A 17,471-nucleotide genomic window follows, 5' to 3' on the forward strand; every position below is an offset into this window, starting at 1 on the left:
AGGAAGCATGATGCGGGAGAGCTCATGAAGCGGCGCGCGGAGGTTGTCGACGCAGCGCGGATCGTGGTCAAGGTCGGGTCGTCGTCCCTGACCCAGCGCGGCAGGATCGACCTGGAACGCCTTCGCCTGCTGGTCGACGCCCTGGCGGCTCGTCGGGTGGAGGGCACCGAGGTCGTGCTGGTCTCGTCCGGTGCGATCGCCGCCGGCCTGGCTCCGATGGGACTGCGCTCGCGTCCGCGCGATCTCGCCACCCAGCAGGCCGCTGCGTCGGTCGGCCAGGGCTTGCTGATGGCCCGGTACAGCGACGCGTTCGCCGCGCACGGACTCCGCGTCGGCCAGGTGCTGCTGACCGTCGACGACGTCACCCGGCGGAGCCACTATCGCAATGCCTACAGGACTTTCGCCCGCCTGCTGGAGCTCGGCGTCGTACCGATCGTGAACGAGAACGACACCGTCGCCACCACGGAGATCCGCTTCGGCGACAACGACCGCCTGGCCGCGCTCACCAGCCACCTCGTCCACACGGATCTGCTTGTCCTGCTGTCCGATGTGGACGGCCTGTACGACGGGGATCCGCGCAAGCCTGGCACCACGATGCTGACGGATGTCCGTGGTCCGGCGGACCTGGCTCGGCTGAAGATCGGGCGTACCGGCTCGTCCGGCGTCGGCACGGGCGGCATGCAGACGAAGGTCGAGGCGGCCGCGATCGCCACCGAGGCAGGGATTCCGGTCGTGCTGACCTCTGCCGGACACGTCGGCGAGGCGCTCCGCGGTGATCCGGTCGGCACGCTGTTCCACCCGACCGGGCGCCGCCGCAAGACCCGGCTGCTCTGGCTCGCCCACGCGACCTCGGGACAGGGCCGCCTTCAGCTGGACGAAGGCGCTGTCCGGGCAGTCACCGAACGCCGTACTTCGTTGCTCCCCGCGGGGATCAGCGGGGTCGAGGGGACCTTCTCCGCGGGCGATCCCGTCGACCTGGTGTCACCGGCCGGTGTGGTGATCGCGCGCGGCCTGGTCAACTACGACGCGGCCGAGCTCCCGGAACTCCTGGGCCGTTCGACCCGGGACCTGGCCCGCGAGCTCGGTGCGGCGTACGAGCGTGAGGTCGTCCACCGCGACGACCTCGTCCTGCTCTAACTGCTTTTCACCGCCAGGACGGGACATTCGGCTTCGAGCAGGATGGTTTGTGCCTGGCTGCCGAGGAGGAGTTTGCCAACGGGGGTGCGGCGGCGCAGGCCGATCACGATCAGCTCTGCGTTCAGCTCGCCAGCCAGCTTGAGGATTTGGTCGGCCGCATCCTTGCTCTCCACCAGCTGCGTCAGCTCGTGGTCGACGCCCGACGCGGTGAGCCGTTCCTCCACCGATTGCCACTCGGTGCCGGAGGCGTACCGCTTGTCGACCAGGGACTCGCCGCGCGACGAGTTCACCACGACCAGCCGCTGATGCCGGCGTTGCGCCTCGTCGATCGCGCTCTCCAACGCGGCCACGCCTTCAGGAGTCGGCACGTACCCGACGATGATCGCCACGATCAGTCTCCCGCACGCTCAGAGGGTTGGAGTTCCCGGTCCTTCGGCTGACGCCGCTTCCGCACCGAGTTCACCACGGGCGGAACCACCAGCACCAGCAGGATCACGAAGTACACGGTCTTGGAGAACCACGTGTTGTAGAGGCCGCTCAGCTGGCCGTCGCTGATCTGCAACGCGCGCCGCATCTGCTCCTCGGCGACCGGCCCGAGGATGATGCCGATGATCGCCGGTACGACGGGCAGCCCGAAGCGCCGCATCGCGAAGCCGAGTGCACCGAGCAGGAGCAGCAGCCACAGGTCGAAGGTGGACAGGTTGGCGGCGTACGCGCCGATGCTGGCGAAGAACAGGATGCCGGCGTACAGGTACGGCCGGGGGATCCGCAGCAGCTTGGCCCAGATCGGGGCGAGCGGGAGGTTCAGCGCCAGCAGGATCGCGTTACCGATGAAGAGGCTGGCCACCAGACCCCAGACCAGCTCGGGTTGCGTCTCCAGCAGCCGCGGCCCCGGCTGGATGCCGTACCCCTGGAAGGCGCCGAGCATCACCGCGGCGGTCGCGGTGGTCGGGATCCCCAGCGTGAGCAGGGGAACCAAGCCACCCGCGGCCGACGCGTTGTTCGTCGCCTCGGGACCGGCGACGCCCTCGATCGCACCGTGGCCGAACTCCTCCGGGTGCTTGCTCATCTTCTTCTCGGTGACGTACGACAGGAAGGTCGGAATCTCGGCGCCACCCGCGGGGATCGCGCCGAACGGGAAGCCGATCGCCGTACCGCGAAGCCACGGCTTCCAGGACCGGCGCCAGTCCTCCCCGCTCATCCGCGCGGCGCCGACGGTGATGATTTCGGCCGGCGTACGACGCAGGTGCGCGGCGATCCACAGGGCCTCGCCGACCGCGAACAACCCGACCGCGACCACGACCACATCGATGCCGTCGGCAAGTTCCGGCAGCCCGAGGGTGAGCCGCTGCTGGCCGGAGGTCGGGTCGATTCCGATCAGGCCGATCAGCAGGCCGATCGCGAGGGCGGCCACTCCACGGACCTTCGAGGAGCCGAGCACAGTGGTGACGGCGACGAAGGCGAGCACCATCACCGCGAAGTAGTCGGGCGCGCCCATCTTCACGGCCAGCTGGACGATCGCGGGTGCTAGCAGGGCCAGGCAGAGCGTGCCGATGGTGCCGGCGATGAACGAGCCGATCGCCGCGGTGGCCAGCGCTGCCGCCGCTCTGCCCTTGCGGGCCATCTTGTTGCCCTCGATCGCGGTGACGACCGACGCACTCTCACCTGGTGTGTTCAGCAGGATCGAGGTGGTCGAGCCGCCGTACATGCCGCCGTAGTAGATGCCGGCGAACATGATGAACGCCTGCGTCGGCTCCAGCGAGTACGTCAGCGGCAGCAGCAGCGCGATCGCCATCGCGGGGCCGATCCCGGGCAGCACGCCGATCGCAGTACCGAGCAGGACGCCGACGAAGGCGTAGAGCAGGTTGGTCGGGTGGGCGGCGGTGGCGAACCCGTTGAGCAGTTCGGTGAACGCGTCCATCAGAGGATTCCCTTGAGGATCCCGGCCGGCAGGTGGATGCCGAGGCCGAGGTAGAAGAGGTACCAGCTGCCGACGGACAGCGCGATCGAGATGATCGCGTTGCGGATCAGGTGCCGGCTGCCCAGCGCGTAGGTGGTGCCGAAGAACAGCACCGCTCCCGACACCGGCCAGCCGAGCCGCTCGATCAGCAGGATGTTCGCGACGAAGGCGGCCACCAGCAGGCCCAGGGTCTTCCAGTCGCTGCCGTGCGCGAGGTCGACGTCCTCACCGGCCTCCTGCTCGCCCCGGCCGCCCCGCAGGATGTCGATGGCGAGCAGGACCGCGGTCACCACCAGCAGGAGGCCGACCGCGAGCGGGACCGTCCTCGGCCCGATCGGCCCTCGGGTCTCCAGGTCCGGGAGCCGGAGGGCGTCGATCATCGCCCAGCCGCCGAGCAGCAGGAGCAGGAGGGCCACTCCCAGCTCGGAGCGGCCCTGCTTCACGGTGCTCATGGTCGGGGTGCTCATCAGGCGACGAGGCCGAGTTCTCGCAGTACGCCGGCGACCCGGTCGTTCTCCGAGGTGAGGAAGGCCTTGAACTCGTCACCCGTCTGGAAGGAATCGGTCCAGCCCTGGTCGGCCAGCGTCTGCTTCCACTGCGAGGACTCGTGCATCTTGGTCAGCAGTTCGTTGTACTGCTGCTGCTTGTCCGCCGACAACCCGGGCGGACCGACGATGCCGCGCCAGTTGGTGAACACCAGGTCGACGTCCAGGCTCTTCAGCGTGGGCGCGTCGATCCCCTCGACCGGCTGCTCACTGGTCACCGCGAGGATCTTCACGTCGCCGGACTTGGCCTGCTCGACGACCTCGCCGATCCCAGTGGCCGCGAAGGCGACCTTCTTGCCCAGGATCGCGGTCAGCAGCTCGCCGCCACCGTCGTACGCGACGTAGTTGACCGACTTCGGCTGTACTCCGACCGCCTTGGCCAGCAGCATCGGGGTCAGGTGGTCCGGCCCGCCGGCGTTCGACGCGCCGCCGACCGGGACCTTGCCCGGGTCCGCCTTCCAGGCAGCGACGAGCTGCTCGAGGCTGGTGTACGGCGAACCCTTCGGTACGACGATCGCCTCGGCCTCGGAGACCATCCGGGCGATCGGCACGGTGTCCTGCAGAGTGGCCTTCGACTTGTTCGTGAAGACGGCCCCGACGACGCCGAGTCCCATCTGCATCAGGATGTCGTCCTTGCCCTTCTCGTTCACCAGCCGCTGCAGGCCGACCGTGCCACCGGCGCCGGCGGTGTTGAACACCTCGACGGTGTCGGTGAGCTTCGCGTCCTGCATCGCCTTGGCGGCGGCCCGGGCAGTCGTGTCGTAACCGCTGCCGGGTGAGTTCGGAACCAGGATGCGCAGGCCCTCGACCGGGCCCGAACTGGTTCCGCCGGAGGCGTTGTCGTCGGCACTGACGCCGCAGCCGGCCGCCACTACGGCGAGGGTGACGGCGGCGGTGATACTGGTGAACCACGTCCGTGCTTGCACGGCGGCCTCCTTGGGTCTTCGGTGGAGCGGGTGCCGTCAGCGTGGCGTGGGGCCGATCCGGTGTCACCGTTACGAACGCAAACTCTGTTGTGCTCATTGTGCTCACGGCCTGCTGGCCAGATCGGGCGGTGCCGCGCACAATCAACCCGTGACCGCGAGGTGGAGAGCGTTCCTGGGCAGGCGTCGGTGGACGCTGGCCGGGCGGATGCTGGCCATGCAGTTGCTGATCGTGCTGATCGTCCTCGTCGGTGTGGCCGCCGTTTCGCTGGCTCAGTCGAACGCCCGGTTCCGCGACACGGAGGGCCGCCGTGCGCTCGCGGTTGCCGAGCGGCTGGCGGTGACCGCAGGAGTCCGCGAAGCAGCCGCGGCCGGAGCACGCGGGGCCAGCGGCTCGGACGGTGCGCCCGACTACGTCAGCCAGGCCCAGTCCGTGGTGGAGTCCGGGCGGACCTTCTCCGGTTCGACGTACGTGAAGGTCGCCCTGCGGGATCGCCGGATCATCGCCTCGACCGACCCTGTGCCGCAGACCTCCGTGGCGCGGCTGCAGGAGACCGACGCGTTCCTCGGCCGCTCGTGGATGGGGCGTGACGAGGAGACCGGCGCGGCGCTGGCGATGGCGCCGATCATCAACGTGGAGACCCGCGAGACCGACGGGGTGGTCGCCGTCGGCCGGCAGTACCCGTCCCTGCTGGCCAATCTCGCGACCGCGACGCCGAACCTGCTCACGTACCTCGGCATCGCCAGCCTGCTGGGAGTGCTCGGCTCGTTGCTGCTGGCAAGAACCGTCAAGCGCCAGACGCTGGGACTGGAGCCGCGCGAGATCACCGGTCTGGTCGAGCAGCGGGAAGCCTTGCTGCACGGGATCAAAGAAGGCGTGCTCGCCGTCGATCTCGAGCGGCGGATCACCATGGTCAACGACGAGGCCGCGCATCTGCTGGGGATCCCGCTGGTTTCGGCGGGCCGGGCTCTGGTCGAGGTCGACGACACCGGCCGGCTGGGGGAGATCTTCGACGGGCCCGAGCCGGCGACCGACCGGGTTCTGCCGCTGCACGGGCGAGTTCTCACACTGAACCGGATGCCGGTCCGCAGCCACGGACGCCACATCGGCTGGGTCGCCACCTTCCGTGACCGGACCGAACTGCTCGAACTCCAGCGCGAGCTCGACCTGACCCGCAACACCACCGACACCCTGCGGGCGCAGGCTCACGAGTTCAGCAACCGGATGCACATCGTCAGCGGCCTGATCGAACTGGGGGAGTACGACGACGTCCGCCGTTACATCCAGCGCATCGCGGCCGACCAAACCGAGTTGACCGCCGGAGTCACCGCGCGGGTGGCAGATCCCGCGGTCGCGGCCTTGCTGATCGCGAAGTCCAGCCAGGCGGCGGAGCGCGGGGTCAGCTTCGTGGTCGACCAGGCGACGTGGCTGCCGCGCCTGGACGAACGACTCGCCACTGACGTGTCCACGGTGCTCGGCAACCTGGTCGACAACGCGCTCGACGCCGCCGCCGGGGCCCGGGATCCCTTTGTCGCCGTGGAAGTGGTCGAGCATGCGGGCGCAGTACGGATCCAGGTTCGGGACTCGGGGCCTGGGGTGGACAGTGCGATGCAGCATCGGGTCTTCACGCATGGGTTCAGTACGAAGGACAGCGAGTCGGATGACGACCATGGGATCGGGCTGGCGCTCGTCCGGGTGATCTGCCGCAAGCGCGGGGGCGATGTGACGGTGCACAACGACTCGGGTGCCGTCTTCGTGGCGACGCTGCCGATGCTCGCCACGGCGGCGCCGGCATGATCCAGGTCCTCGTCGTGGACGACGACTTCATGGTCGCCCGGCTGCACTCGAGCGTGGTCGCGCGTCAAACCGGCTTCGAGGTTGTCGGTGCCGCTCGCACGGGTGCCGAGGCCCTCGCCGCTGTGCGCACGCTCCGGCCGGATCTGGTGCTGCTCGACATCTACCTGCCGGACATGAGCGGCCTCGAGGTACTGCGCCGCTTCCGCGAGTCCTCGGCCGACTATCCGGTCGACGTGATCGTGATCAGCGCGGCCCGCGACCTCGACACGCTTCGTACTGCGTTGCGTGGCGGGGTCTTCCAGTACCTGGTGAAGCCGTTCGAGATCGAGTCTCTTCGAAGTCGGCTGGAGGACTACGCGGCTCACTGGGCAGAACTTCACCACTTGACAGAGGCGCACCAGGACGAGGTGGACCGGGTCTTTCGCACCCAGAGCGGCCGCGTGCCGCCGCCCAAGGGAATCAGCCCGGAGACCACGGACCTGGTTCTGAAGGCTCTCGGCAACGCTCCCGACGACGGTCTGTCGGCCACCGACTGCGCCGAAGCCACCGGCCTCTCCCGCAGCAGCACCCGCCGCTACCTGGAACACCTCGTCACCATCGGCCGAGCCGAGATGCGTCCCCGCTACGGCACCGCCGGCCGCCCCGAACGCCGCTACCACCCGCTACCCCGCTAGCAACCTTCCAGCTCAGAAGACTTCGGGGTCGTGAGGGTGACTTTGTGCGTGACTTGAGCGTTTGGGTTGGGCCGCGATGGCCGAATGGTGCACAAGGTGGGGTCTCGTGGGGTGGCACTGGCCGTGGGGCGCGTGGCGTGTGGTGGAGGTGGTTGACCGGAGGGCGCGAAGGGCTGGCTAGGGGAGGCGTTCGCCTATTGCGGTTAGGGCTGTGTTTCGGGCTTCTAGGACGTGGTGTTCGGCTAGGGCTCGGGCTCGGGGGGCGTCGCGGGCTATCAGGGACTCGAGGATTTGTTGGTGTTCGTGGAGGGCGGCTGTTCGGCGGGATTGGGAGGAGTTGGTGAAGGCTCGGTAGCGGGCCATCTGACCGTCTACCTGCTCGTGGAGGCGGGCGGCCCACCCGTGGCGGGCGATCTCCGCGATCTTCAGGTGGAAGTCGTGGCCCGCGTTCATCGCGTCGTCGGCGAACTCGACCAGCCGCTGGTTCCGCGCCACCAGCAGCGTCAGCGCCTCGGCACCCCCGTCCGTCATCCGCTCGGCGGCCTCCGCCGCCATCAGGCCCTCCAGCGACGCCCGCACCGTATAGAGCTCGTCGATCTCCTCCGCCGATAGAGAGCGGACCACCATCCCGCCCGTCGGCAGCTGCTCCAGGAGATCCTCGGCCAGCAGTAGCCGCAGCGCCTCCCGCAGCGGTGTCCGGCTCACCTGCAACTGCGCCGACAGCTCGGGCTCGAACAACCTCCGCCCCGGCGGCAGGTCGAGCGACAGGATGCGCCGTTTCAGCTCGGCGTACACGACCTGACCGCCGGAGGCGCGCCGCACTCTGTCCGTCATACGAACTCTCCTTTGCGTACTTGTATACAAGTATGCTTCTCTGGCTCCAGTCTCGCACCCGATCGGAGCAAGGCATGGCCCATCTTTCGGCATCCCCGCCCGCCACCGCACAACGGACGGATCCGGACGCCCTCCTGGCGTTCACCCAGGCCGTACTGCGCGCCGAAGGCGTCCCGGCCGCGGACTCCCACCTGCTCGCCGACACCCTGGTGACGGCGGAACTCTGGGGCCACGCCTCGCACGGCATGCTCCGCCTGCCCTGGTACGTCGCTCGCCTCCGCAGCGGCGCGATGCGCAAGATCACCCAGGTCGCCACGGTCCGGGACACCGGCGCCTTGGTCGTGCTCGACGGTGGTCACGGCATCGGCCAGGTCATCGCCGAGCACGCGGTCACCCTCGGTGTCGAGCGGGCCAAGCGCTTCGGCGTGAGCTCCATCGGCGTCCGCAACTCGGGCCACTTCGGGACCGCGGCGTACTTCACCCGCCGGGCGGCGGAGGCCGGCTGCGTCGCCCTGCTCTGCACGAACGCCAGCCCGGCGATGGCTCCGTGGGGTGGCAAGCACAAGAGCATCGGCACGAACCCCTGGTCCATCGCGGCCCCGGCCGGGCGGCACGGCACCGTCGTGATGGACCTCGCCAACACGGCCGTTGCCCGCGGCAAGGTCTACCTCGCGGCCGAGCGGGGGACCGGCATCCCCGAGGGCTGGGCAGCCGATGCCGACGGCAACCCGACCACGGATCCGCAGACAGCGATCGAAGGCCTGATCCTCCCGATGGCGGGCCCCAAGGGATACGTCATCTCGTTCATGTTCGACGTCCTGGCCGGGGTACTCACCGGCAGCGCGTTCGGCGACGAGGTGGCCGGCCCCTATCAACCGGACGCGACCAGCGGCGCCGGCCATCTGCTGCTCACCATCGACGTCGCCGCGATGGCCGACCCAGCGGAGTACGGCGAACGGGTGGAGGCACTCGTCGACTCGACCCGCGCCGCCGAGAAGGCTTCCTGGGCTGACGAGATCCTCGTCCCCGGTGAACTCGAGGACCGCCATCACGCGGAACTCTCCGCCGCAGGCATCGCGCTCACCGACACCACCTGGGCGAGCCTGGCGACCCTGAGCGCGGAGACAGGGGTCGAGCTCCCACGATGATCACCCTGTCCGTATCCCTGCAGGTCGTCCAGGGCCACCTCGACGCCTTCGTCGACGCGATCCGCACCAACGCCGAGCGGTCCTTCACCGACGAGCCCGGCTGCCTGGCCTTCGACGTCAGCCAGGATCTCGCCGACGACCACCACTTCCTGCTGCACGAGACCTACACCGACGACGCGGCCGTCGACGCGCACCGAGCCGCGCCGCACTTCAAGGTCTGGCGCGCGGCCGTCGCCGAACACGTCGTGCCCGGCAGCCAGGTGAACACCCTGGCCCGCCGGCTCTTCCACCACCACAGCCCGGAGGCCAACCGATGAACCTGCTGATCCGTCCCGACCAGGTCGTACCGTTCGACCGTGGCAACGGCGTCGTCACCATCCCGTACGTCGGACGCTGGAATGCCGAGGACAACCGCATCACCACCGGGCAGACCGTGTTCGCCGTCGGCACCGGACTGCCCGTGCACAGCCATAACGTCGAGGAGTCCGTGCTGATCCTCGAGGGGCTCGCGATCGCGGAGATCGACGGGGAACGCTTCGACCTGGTGGCCGGCGAGGCGACCTGGGTTCCGGCCGGGGTGCCGCACCGATTCCTCAACCGCGGCGACGAGCCGATGCGGATCTACTGGGTGTACGGCGGCCGCGAGGTCACTCGCACGATCACAGCCACCGGTGAGACCTTCGAGCACCTCTCGGAGAGCGACCGGGGCGGGCTGACGACCCGATGATCACCACGATCAACCCGGCTGACGGGACCACGCTCGCCGCCTACCAGGCGATGACCCCCGCGCAGATCGAGCAGGCCGTAGTACAGGGCTCTGCTGCTGCCGCTGCTTGGGGACGCACTGCGGTCGAGAACCGGCTTGAGGCGTTGACTCGGCTGGCTGCGCACCTCCGGTCGGAGTCCGCTCGGCTGGCTGCGCTGATCACGGCCGAGATGGGGAAGCCGATCAAGGAGGCCGAGGGCGAGATCGAGAAGTCCGCCATCACAGCCGAGTACTACGCGGCGAACGGCGGCGCGATCCTGGCCGACGAGGAGGTCCCGGTCGACGGGGTCCGCGCCTGGGTGGCATACGAGCCGGTCGGGCTGGTGCTCGCGGTGATGCCGTGGAACTTCCCGGCCTGGCAGGTGTTCCGGTTCGCCGTACCGACGCTTGCCGCTGGCAACGGAGTACTGCTGAAGCACTCGCCGAATGTGACCGGGTTCGCGCTCGAACTGGAGAAGGTGTTCGTCGCGGCCGGGTTCCCGGAGCACCTCGTCACGACGCTGCTGGTGGAAGAGCCGGAGGTGCCGGCCACGATCGAGGGATTGATCGCGGACGACCGGATCGCCGCGGTCACGCTGACCGGAAGCAACCGCGCCGGCGCGGCCGTTGGAGCCGCTGCGGGCCGTGCGTCGAAGCGCTCAGTGCTCGAGCTCGGGGGGTCGGACGCGTTCGTGGTGCTCGCGGATGCCGACCTCGAGGCTGCAGCGGCGGCCGCAGTACGGGCGCGGTTCGCGAATTCCGGGCAAAGCTGTGTGTGCGCGAAGCGGTTCATCGTCGAGGCGGCCGTCGCCGACGAGTTCATCGATCGCTTCGTGCTGGGCGTGAAGGCGCTGGCCGTCGGGGATCCGAGCGATCGCGAGGTCGCGGTCGGCCCGCTGGCTCGTGACGACCTGCGGGTTGCCTTGCAGCGGCAGGTCGACGAGTCCGTCGCGGCCGGGGCCGTACTGGTCGCCGGTGGTGGGAGCATCGACGGACCCGGGTACTACTTCGAGCCGACCGTGCTGACCGGAACAGCTCCGGGCATGCCTGCGTTCGACGAGGAGACCTTCGGCCCGCTGGCCGCGGTTGCCGTCGCCGCAGATGTCGAGGAGGCGATCACCCTGGCCAACGCCACGCAGTACGGGCTGGGGCTCAGCATCTGGACCGGTTCACCGACGCGTGGGGTCGAGGTGGCGCGTCGGATCACGTCCGGGGCGGCATTCGTCAACGCGGTGGTGGCGTCGGACCCGCGGCTGCCCTTCGGCGGGACCAAGCGCAGCGGTTACGGACGCGAACTGGCCGCGGCCGGGATCCGCGAGTTCACCAACACGAGGACTTACTGGGTCGCCTAGGCCGCGCCTGAGACGGGTGGGCGGGGGAGCGGGAGGTCGCCCTACGATGATGGGGTGAGCGAGATCATCGAGTTGTGCCGGCGGGCCCGCGAGGCCTCCTACGCGTTGTCGGCGGCTTCCCGTGCGACCAAGGACGCGGCGCTGCACGCCATGGCGGCAGCCCTGCGCGCGAACACCGAGCCGATCGTCGCGGCGAACGCGAAGGACGTCGCCGCCGCGCGGGAAGCCGGTACGCCGGAGTCGACCGTGGACCGGCTGGCTCTCGACCCCAGCCGGGTGGACGCGATGGCTGCCGGGCTCGAGCAGCTCGCCGGCCTGGTGGACCCGGTCGGCGAGGTCGTCCGCGGCTACACCCTGCCGAACGGCCTGGAGCTCCGCCAGGTGCGTGTGCCGTTCGGCGTGGTCGGCATCATCTACGAGGCCCGCCCGAACGTGACAGCCGACGCGGCCGGCATCTGCCTGAAGTCCGGCAACGCGGTACTGCTGCGCGGCTCGTCCTCCGCGGCCGAGTCGAACGCCGCGATCATCGCCGTACTGCGCTCCGCTGCGGCCGAGGTGGGACTGCCGGCCGACGTGATCCAGGGTGTGCCGGGTGACCGGGCCGCCGTGAAGGAGCTCATGCAGGCGCGCGGGCTCGTCGACGTGCTGATCCCGCGGGGTGGCGCCGGGCTCATCCAGACGGTGGTGTCGGAGTCGACCGTGCCTGTGATCGAGACGGGCGTCGGCAACTGCCACGTGTACGTCGACGCCGAGGCTGACCTGGATCTCGCGCTCAAGATCCTGCTGAACGCCAAGACCCAGCGGCCGAGCGTGTGCAACGCGGCGGAATCCCTGCTGGTGCACTCGTCCGTGGCCGACGACTTCCTGGCGAAGGCTCTGCCGGCGCTGGCCGAGGCCGGCGTGACGGTGCACGGCGACGCCACGGTTGTTGCTGCGGGCAATGACATCCTGGTGGCCACCGACGAGGACTACGGCAAGGAGTACCACTCGCTGGATCTCTCCGCAGCCGTGGTGGACTCGCTGGAGGCAGCGGTCGAGCACATCCGCAAGTACAGCTCGAGTCACACCGACGCGATCATCACCCGGTCGCAGGCGGCGGCGCGGCGGTTCGTCCAGGCAGTGGACTCGGCGGCGGTGGTGGTCAACGCGAGCACCCGGTTCACCGACGGTGGCGAGTTCGGGTTCGGTGCAGAGATCGGGATCTCGACGCAGAAGCTGCACGCCCGCGGGCCGATGGGACTGCCCGAGATGACCTCGACGAAGTACGTCGTCATCGGCGAGGGACAGATCCGGAGCTGAGCAGCGGGCCCGCGTCGATCGAGCGCACATCGAGGGGTTCGTCCGACAGCACCGCGAGCGCGGCCGCGTAGTCCTGCCCTGCCTGGAGATCCACCAGCCGGACGGGTCCGTCGTACCCAGGCCACTCGACCAGCGCGGCCGGCTGATCGGGCGCGCTGACGATCACCTTCCGCAGATCGGCGCGGATCCCGTCACCCGTCGCTTTCACGACTGCCTCCTTGCGAGTCCAGTACTGCGTGAACGCGCGCGCCCGCTCGGCTGGTTCGACTTCGGCGAGCTGATCCGCCTCCATCTCGGAGAGGCTGACCGCGGCCAGGGAGTCCGCGTCGATGGTCGGATCCACCAGTTCGACGTCCACGCCGACCGGAGTACGGGGGTGGAAGGCGACGGCGACCAGGTCACCGGAGTGCGATACCGACAGCTGCATTCCGTCGGTCGCGACCTTCCCATGCGGCTGCCCGCAGTCCGGGCACGTTCGATCCAGCCGTACCTCGGCAGGCGGCACCTCCAGTTTTCGCCCGAGCACTCTGCGGATCACCGCGGCGCCCAGCAGGAAACGCGCCTTGTCCTCATCCCTGGTGTACGCCGCCAGGCGGCCTCTTTCGGCGGCATCGAGGTCTGCGGCCAGCTCCGGTCGTGCGTCGCGGATCCGCGCCCACCAGATCTCGACAGTCCGCGGGCCACTCGTCATGCCATCGCCTGATCTGCGCCGGTTTGATCTGTGCCGGCCTGACCGGGGTGAAGCGCGGCCTGCCAGGTGAGTGAGCCGGTCCGCAGGTCGTCGAGCAGGGCTTCGAGCCACTGCAGCTCGGCATCGGCGATCGCCCGTTGGTACTCGGTCTCGATCAGCACCACCCGGGGGACCGGTGCGCCCTCGTACTCCGAGGCGAGGTCGGCCTCGAGCTCGGTGATGCGCCGCGTCAGGTGATCACGGCGCTCCTCGAAGAGCTCCGTCGCGGCCTGCGGAGTCAGCAGCATGATGAACGACAACGCTGCCGGGAACTCGGGGAACTCGTTGCGCGGAGTGGCGACGATCTCCGCGAGCCACTGCCGTGAGGCCGCCCAGCCGGCATCGGTCAGGTGGTAGGTGGTGCGCTCGGGGTAGCGCTCGTCCCGCTGGGTGTCTCCGGCGGCGATCAACCCGGCCTCCTCCAGCCTGACGATCATCCGGTAGAGGCTCGTGCGCTGGCCGACGTTGACCACCTGGTCCTTGCCCCACTGCTTGATCAGCCGCTGGATCCCGTACGGATGCATCGGCCCGTTCTCCAGCAGGCCGAGGATCGCGAGCGCCAGCGGTGAACGGCGGAAGGTCGGCTGCATGGCAGCAGTCTAGAGGTCAGAGAAACTAGTTGCAATGTAACTAGATCGCATGTAACTATCAGCCCATGAGAAAACCAGACCTTGAAGAACTGACCCAGGGATCGGTGACGTCCCGCGACGGCACCCGGATCGGCTACTTGAAGACCGGCCGAGGACCGGCGGTCGTAGTACTGCACGGGAGCATGGAATCGGCCCGCAGTCACACGCTGCTCGCCCGGGCGCTGGCCGACGACTTCACCGTCTACCTACCGGATCGGCGCGGCCGGGGAATGTCCGGTCCGCATCGGCCCGACCACAGTGCGCGCACCGAGGTCGAGGATCTTGAGGCTGTCCTCGCCGAAGCCGGGGCAGACCTGGCGTTCGGGGTCAGCGCAAGTGGCGCGATCGTGCTGGAGGCTGCGCGGACGCTGCCGGCCGTGCGCAAGATGGCTGTGTACGAACCCGCCCTGGTCGCGGACGCGGCTCCGCACGCCGCCTGGTTGGCCCGCTTCGACCAGGAGATTGCTCAGGGCAACGTTGCCGCCGCGATGATCACCAGCATGTACGGCCTGGAACTGGCACCGCCGATTTTCAAGGTGATCCCGCGCCGGCTGCTGGCCTCGATCACCGAGAAGATGATGAAGAAGGAGGATCGGCAGGCGGGGCCTGACGCCATCACCTTGCGCAAGCTGGCGCCGACCGTGCACTACGAAGGTGCGCTGATCGTCGAGCTCGCAGGCCGGTTCGACGAGTTCCGCGAGGTTGCGGCCGACGTACTGGTCCTGGGTGGCAGCAAGGGGTTGCCCTTTCTGAAGCCCGCGCGCGAGGTGCTCATCGAGGTGCTGCCGCGCGGTCGCCGGATCGAGTTCGACGGCCTCGACCACGGCTCGTCGAGTGACCCCAGCCCCATCAACTCCACCGGTAGCCCTGAGGCGGTGGCCCGGATCGCCGACGAGATTCGCTCGTTCTTCGGGACAGGCCAGTGAGCCTTCGTACGACGGTGGTCGCCGCGGCGGCGCGGGTCGCAGTACTCGCGAGCGCTTCAACCGCAGTACCGGCAGTTACTCGGGCAGGGGTGCCGGGCGCGCCTCCCAGCGGGTTGAGAGGACCACGGTCGTCCGGGTCCGGACGACGCCGTTGACGCGGCGGAGGCTGGCGACGACCTCCTCCAGGTGGCCGACGTCGGGGACGCGGACCTTGACCACGAGCTCCTGATCGCCGGCGACGAACCAGCAGTCCTCCACGGCGAGGATCTGGCGGACCCCCTCGACGATGTCGTCGGTCTCCACGTCGTCGCGCTGGAACAGCCCGACCAGCGCGCTGGTGCCCAGCCCCACGTGCTCGGGCGCGACCACCGCGCGGTACCCGAGCAGTACTCCGCGTTCCTCGAGCCGCTTGACGCGCTCCTGGACGCTCGGGCCGGACAACCCGACCTCGCGGCCGAGCTCGGCCCAGCTGGAGCGGCCGTTCGCGCGCAGTGCCTCGACCAGTTGCCGATCGATCGCGTCCATGTGTTCCCCTCCGTTTACCGCAGATTCGTAGGGAGATCAGCTGATCTGCCTTTAATTCGTTTGTGTAGTAGCAGGACGCGTCGTACAATTTTCAAGTGTCGGAGCCACCCGCTCCGACGTCCGGTACAACCTTGTAAAGGAATCATGATCACCCCCGAAGTCGCCCGTGCCCACATCGACGAGATGCGCCGTGTCGCCGCGATCCATCAGCGCGACCACATCGGCCCCTCCGCTTGGCGCCGGCTGCTGACCCGCTACATCCGGCACAGCTGACACCACTCCCGCGCGACCGGCAGGCCACCCGGCCCACCGGTCGCGCTCGCGTAGGCCGGCAAGAGATAGGCTCTGCCTCATGCTTTCCCTCCTCCTGCCGCAGTTGGCGGCCACCGAAGACGCTGCCGAGACGGCCGCGCAAATCTCACCGTGGTGGTACGGCGGGTTCGCCCTGGCTGTCCTGGTCGTGATGCTGCTCATCACCTTGATCATGGGCAAGGGCCGGCCGCACAGCTGAGCGGCGGATCGAGCTGACGTGGATTCTCCGGAACGGGTGCGACCCGGTCGCCGCCTGGGTGTGATGGGCGGCACCTTCGACCCGATCCACCACGGCCACCTGGTGGCGGCCAGCGAAGTACAGGCGTACTTCGACCTGGACGAGGTGATCTTCGTCCCGACCGGTCAGCCGTGGCAGAAGACCGAGCGGCAGGTGTCGCCGCCTGAGGACCGGTACCTGATGACGGTGATCGCCACTGCATCGAACCCCCGGTTCTCCGTCAGCCGGGTCGACATCGACCGGCCCGGGCCGACGTACACGATCGACACGCTGCGCGACCTGGCCGAGCTCTACCCGGACGCGGAGCTGTTCTTCATCACCGGCGCGGACGCGCTGGCCCAGATCCTCACCTGGCGCGACGTCGACGAGATGTTCAAGCTGGCCCAGTTCGTCGGCTGCACCCGGCCGGGGACCGAGGCGCTCGAGCTGCCGCTGGACAAGCTCCCGATGGACCGCGTCACCCTGCTCGAAGTACCGGCCCTGGCCATCTCGTCCACCGAGTGCCGGAAACGGGTCGCCAAGGGCAACCCGACCTGGTATCTCGTCCCGGATGGGATCGTCCAGTACATCGCCAAGCGCCAGCTCTACACCAACCACTAGAAGGCCGACTATCAAAGGACTAGGCATGCCAGCCACCGAACGCGCCATCGAGCTGCTCACCGCGGCAGCCGAGGCGGCCCACGACAAGAAGGCCGAGAACGTTCTCGCGTTCGACGTCTCCGAGCAGCTCGCCATCACCGACGCGTTCCTGGTCGCCTCCGCCTCCAACGACCGCCAGGTCCGCGCCATCGTGGACGCGATCGAGGAGAAGCTGCGGGTCGACTTCGACGCCAAGCCGGTCCGCCGGGAGGGCGCGCGCGAGGGTCGCTGGGTGCTGCTGGACTACCTCGAGGTCGTCATCCACGTGCAGCACGACGAGGAGCGCAGCTTCTACTCGCTGGAGCGCCTGTGGCGCGACTGCCCGGTCATCCCGCTGCCGTCTCCCGGTCCCGGCGCTGCTGACAATGCCGGCACCTCCTCAGCGGTCGAATGACCGCGGGGCGGCTGATCGTCTGGCGGCACGGCCGGACCGAGTGGAACCTGCAGGACAAGATCCAGGGCCAGGCCGACATCCCGCTGGACGACGTCGGCGTCGCCCAGGCCCGTGCCGCCGCCCTGCGGCTGGCGTCCTTGGCGCCGACCCGGCTCTTCTCCAGCGACCTTCAGCGCGCGGTCGCGACCGCCGGTGAGCTCGCCGCCCTGACCGGTCTGAAGATCGAGTACGACGAGGCGTTGCGCGAGATCAACGTCGACGACTGGGCCGGCATGACGATGGAAGAGCTGGCCGCGATCCACCCGGAAGCAGCCGCCCGCATCCGCTCCGGCGAACCCCAGCGCCGCGGTACAGCCGGCGAAACCGTCGAAGAGGTAGCCGAACGCTTCGCCCCAGCCCTGGCCCGGGCCGTCGAGCACGGTGAACCCTCCGACACAGTGGTCGTAACCACCCACGGCCTAGCGGCCCGAGTAGGCATCTGCCTCTTCTTGGGCATCCCCAAGGCCCACTGGCCCGCCTTCGGAGGACTCTCCAACTGCAACTGGATCTCCCTCCTCCCCGGCCGCCGCGGCTGGCGCATCGAAGAGTGGAACGCCGGCTCCCTCCCCGAGCCAGTGATGTCCGACGACCCCCAACGCTGACCCACCCGCCGGTACTGCGCTG

At 69.0% G+C, this 17,471-nt stretch carries 22 protein-coding genes; 14 read left to right on the forward strand and 8 right to left on the reverse strand.

Features of this window, described 5'->3' with window-relative positions:
* Positions 1 to 24: 24 nt before the first annotated feature.
* Positions 25 to 1,137, forward strand: a complete 1,113-nt coding sequence (gene proB / locus ACFPJ1_RS18150; protein ID WP_132297294.1) for a glutamate 5-kinase — start codon at positions 25 to 27, stop codon at positions 1,135 to 1,137.
* On the opposite strand, the gene ACFPJ1_RS18155 is transcribed toward proB, so the two are convergent.
* From ACFPJ1_RS18155 to ACFPJ1_RS18170, 4 genes are read right to left on the reverse strand one after another with little or no spacing between them, the layout of a single operon-like run.
* Positions 1,134 to 1,526 carry a universal stress protein gene (locus tag ACFPJ1_RS18155; RefSeq protein ID WP_380105258.1) on the reverse strand — a complete coding sequence of 131 codons (393 nt, stop codon included), beginning with the start codon at positions 1,524 to 1,526 and terminating at the stop codon, positions 1,134 to 1,136. The genes proB and ACFPJ1_RS18155 overlap by 4 nt on opposite strands.
* 2 nt (positions 1,527 to 1,528) lie before the next feature.
* Positions 1,529 to 3,058, reverse strand: a complete 1,530-nt coding sequence (locus ACFPJ1_RS18160; RefSeq protein WP_380105260.1) for a tripartite tricarboxylate transporter permease — start codon at positions 3,056 to 3,058, stop codon at positions 1,529 to 1,531.
* Positions 3,058 to 3,564 (reverse strand): tripartite tricarboxylate transporter TctB family protein, encoded by a 507-nt coding sequence (locus ACFPJ1_RS18165; protein ID WP_380105262.1) that lies wholly within the window; start codon positions 3,562 to 3,564, stop codon positions 3,058 to 3,060. The genes ACFPJ1_RS18160 and ACFPJ1_RS18165 overlap by 1 nt, the downstream gene beginning before the upstream one ends.
* Positions 3,564 to 4,568, reverse strand: a complete 1,005-nt coding sequence (locus ACFPJ1_RS18170; RefSeq protein WP_380105263.1) for a Bug family tripartite tricarboxylate transporter substrate binding protein — start codon at positions 4,566 to 4,568, stop codon at positions 3,564 to 3,566. The genes ACFPJ1_RS18165 and ACFPJ1_RS18170 overlap by 1 nt, the downstream gene beginning before the upstream one ends.
* Before the next feature lie 148 nt (positions 4,569 to 4,716).
* Here ACFPJ1_RS18170 and ACFPJ1_RS18175 point away from each other — a divergent pair, with 148 nt between their 5' ends.
* Complete coding sequence (locus tag ACFPJ1_RS18175) at positions 4,717 to 6,363, forward strand: sensor histidine kinase (RefSeq protein WP_380105265.1); 1,647 nt, start codon at positions 4,717 to 4,719, stop codon at positions 6,361 to 6,363.
* Complete coding sequence (locus ACFPJ1_RS18180; RefSeq protein WP_380105267.1) at positions 6,360 to 7,037, forward strand: response regulator transcription factor; 678 nt, start codon at positions 6,360 to 6,362, stop codon at positions 7,035 to 7,037. Before ACFPJ1_RS18175 ends, ACFPJ1_RS18180 begins: the two co-directional genes overlap by 4 nt.
* Before the next feature lie 177 nt (positions 7,038 to 7,214).
* Here the strand turns inward: ACFPJ1_RS18180 and ACFPJ1_RS18185 are convergent, their stop codons facing one another.
* Positions 7,215 to 7,871 carry a GntR family transcriptional regulator gene (locus tag ACFPJ1_RS18185; RefSeq protein WP_380105269.1) on the reverse strand — a complete coding sequence of 219 codons (657 nt, stop codon included), beginning with the start codon at positions 7,869 to 7,871 and terminating at the stop codon, positions 7,215 to 7,217.
* 74 nt (positions 7,872 to 7,945) lie between these two features.
* Between ACFPJ1_RS18185 and ACFPJ1_RS18190 the strand changes: the two genes are divergently transcribed.
* From ACFPJ1_RS18190 to ACFPJ1_RS18210, 5 genes are read left to right on the forward strand one after another with little or no spacing between them, the layout of a single operon-like run.
* Complete coding sequence (locus ACFPJ1_RS18190; protein WP_380105271.1) at positions 7,946 to 9,019, forward strand: Ldh family oxidoreductase; 1,074 nt, start codon at positions 7,946 to 7,948, stop codon at positions 9,017 to 9,019.
* Entirely contained in the window at positions 9,016 to 9,336 is a 321-nt protein-coding gene (locus tag ACFPJ1_RS18195; RefSeq protein WP_380105273.1) for a putative quinol monooxygenase, read from the forward strand. The genes ACFPJ1_RS18190 and ACFPJ1_RS18195 overlap by 4 nt, the downstream gene beginning before the upstream one ends.
* Entirely contained in the window at positions 9,333 to 9,746 is a 414-nt protein-coding gene (locus ACFPJ1_RS18200; RefSeq protein ID WP_132196686.1) for a cupin domain-containing protein, read from the forward strand. The genes ACFPJ1_RS18195 and ACFPJ1_RS18200 overlap by 4 nt, the downstream gene beginning before the upstream one ends.
* Positions 9,743 to 11,116, forward strand: coding sequence for an aldehyde dehydrogenase family protein (locus tag ACFPJ1_RS18205; protein WP_380105275.1), 1,374 nt, complete (start codon positions 9,743 to 9,745; stop codon positions 11,114 to 11,116). Before ACFPJ1_RS18200 ends, ACFPJ1_RS18205 begins: the two co-directional genes overlap by 4 nt.
* Before the next feature lie 54 nt (positions 11,117 to 11,170).
* Complete coding sequence (locus ACFPJ1_RS18210; RefSeq protein ID WP_380105277.1) at positions 11,171 to 12,415, forward strand: glutamate-5-semialdehyde dehydrogenase; 1,245 nt, start codon at positions 11,171 to 11,173, stop codon at positions 12,413 to 12,415.
* Here ACFPJ1_RS18210 and ACFPJ1_RS18215 read toward each other — a convergent pair.
* Positions 12,387 to 13,106: a 4'-phosphopantetheinyl transferase family protein gene (locus ACFPJ1_RS18215; RefSeq protein ID WP_380105278.1), complete on the reverse strand. Its 720-nt coding sequence runs from the start codon at positions 13,104 to 13,106 to the stop codon at positions 12,387 to 12,389. The genes ACFPJ1_RS18210 and ACFPJ1_RS18215 overlap by 29 nt on opposite strands.
* Positions 13,103 to 13,735 (reverse strand): PadR family transcriptional regulator, encoded by a 633-nt coding sequence (locus tag ACFPJ1_RS18220; RefSeq protein ID WP_380105280.1) that lies wholly within the window; start codon positions 13,733 to 13,735, stop codon positions 13,103 to 13,105. Before ACFPJ1_RS18220 ends, ACFPJ1_RS18215 begins: the two co-directional genes overlap by 4 nt.
* 65 nt (positions 13,736 to 13,800) lie before the next feature.
* On the opposite strand from ACFPJ1_RS18220, the gene ACFPJ1_RS18225 reads away from it, so the two are divergent.
* The gene (locus ACFPJ1_RS18225; protein ID WP_380105281.1) at positions 13,801 to 14,700 is read left to right on the forward strand and encodes an alpha/beta fold hydrolase; all 900 of its coding nucleotides are present in this window, start codon (positions 13,801 to 13,803) and stop codon (positions 14,698 to 14,700) included.
* A 75-nt stretch (positions 14,701 to 14,775) separates the two neighbouring features.
* On the opposite strand, the gene ACFPJ1_RS18230 is transcribed toward ACFPJ1_RS18225, so the two are convergent.
* Positions 14,776 to 15,225 carry an Lrp/AsnC family transcriptional regulator gene (locus tag ACFPJ1_RS18230; protein WP_380105282.1) on the reverse strand — a complete coding sequence of 150 codons (450 nt, stop codon included), beginning with the start codon at positions 15,223 to 15,225 and terminating at the stop codon, positions 14,776 to 14,778.
* 144 nt (positions 15,226 to 15,369) lie between these two features.
* Between ACFPJ1_RS18230 and ACFPJ1_RS18235 the strand changes: the two genes are divergently transcribed.
* The 5 genes from ACFPJ1_RS18235 (at position 15,370) to ACFPJ1_RS18255 (ending at position 17,449) form a co-directional block, all read left to right on the forward strand.
* On the forward strand, positions 15,370 to 15,498 hold the full coding sequence (locus tag ACFPJ1_RS18235; RefSeq protein WP_380105283.1) for a hypothetical protein: 129 nt from the start codon (positions 15,370 to 15,372) through the stop codon (positions 15,496 to 15,498).
* A gap of 79 nt (positions 15,499 to 15,577) precedes the next feature.
* Positions 15,578 to 15,736 (forward strand): hypothetical protein, encoded by a 159-nt coding sequence (locus tag ACFPJ1_RS18240; protein WP_380105285.1) that lies wholly within the window; start codon positions 15,578 to 15,580, stop codon positions 15,734 to 15,736.
* Between the two features lie 18 nt (positions 15,737 to 15,754).
* Positions 15,755 to 16,375 (forward strand): nicotinate-nucleotide adenylyltransferase, encoded by a 621-nt coding sequence (nadD, locus tag ACFPJ1_RS18245; RefSeq protein ID WP_380105287.1) that lies wholly within the window; start codon positions 15,755 to 15,757, stop codon positions 16,373 to 16,375.
* A gap of 25 nt (positions 16,376 to 16,400) precedes the next feature.
* The gene (gene rsfS, locus ACFPJ1_RS18250) at positions 16,401 to 16,808 is read left to right on the forward strand and encodes a ribosome silencing factor (protein ID WP_380105289.1); all 408 of its coding nucleotides are present in this window, start codon (positions 16,401 to 16,403) and stop codon (positions 16,806 to 16,808) included.
* Positions 16,805 to 17,449 (forward strand): histidine phosphatase family protein, encoded by a 645-nt coding sequence (locus tag ACFPJ1_RS18255; RefSeq protein WP_380105291.1) that lies wholly within the window; start codon positions 16,805 to 16,807, stop codon positions 17,447 to 17,449. Before rsfS ends, ACFPJ1_RS18255 begins: the two co-directional genes overlap by 4 nt.
* The last annotated feature ends 22 nt before the right edge of the window (positions 17,450 to 17,471 follow it).

The sequence above is a fragment of the Kribbella qitaiheensis genome, assembly GCF_042657745.1.
GTDB lineage: Bacteria > Actinomycetota > Actinomycetes > Propionibacteriales > Kribbellaceae > Kribbella > Kribbella qitaiheensis.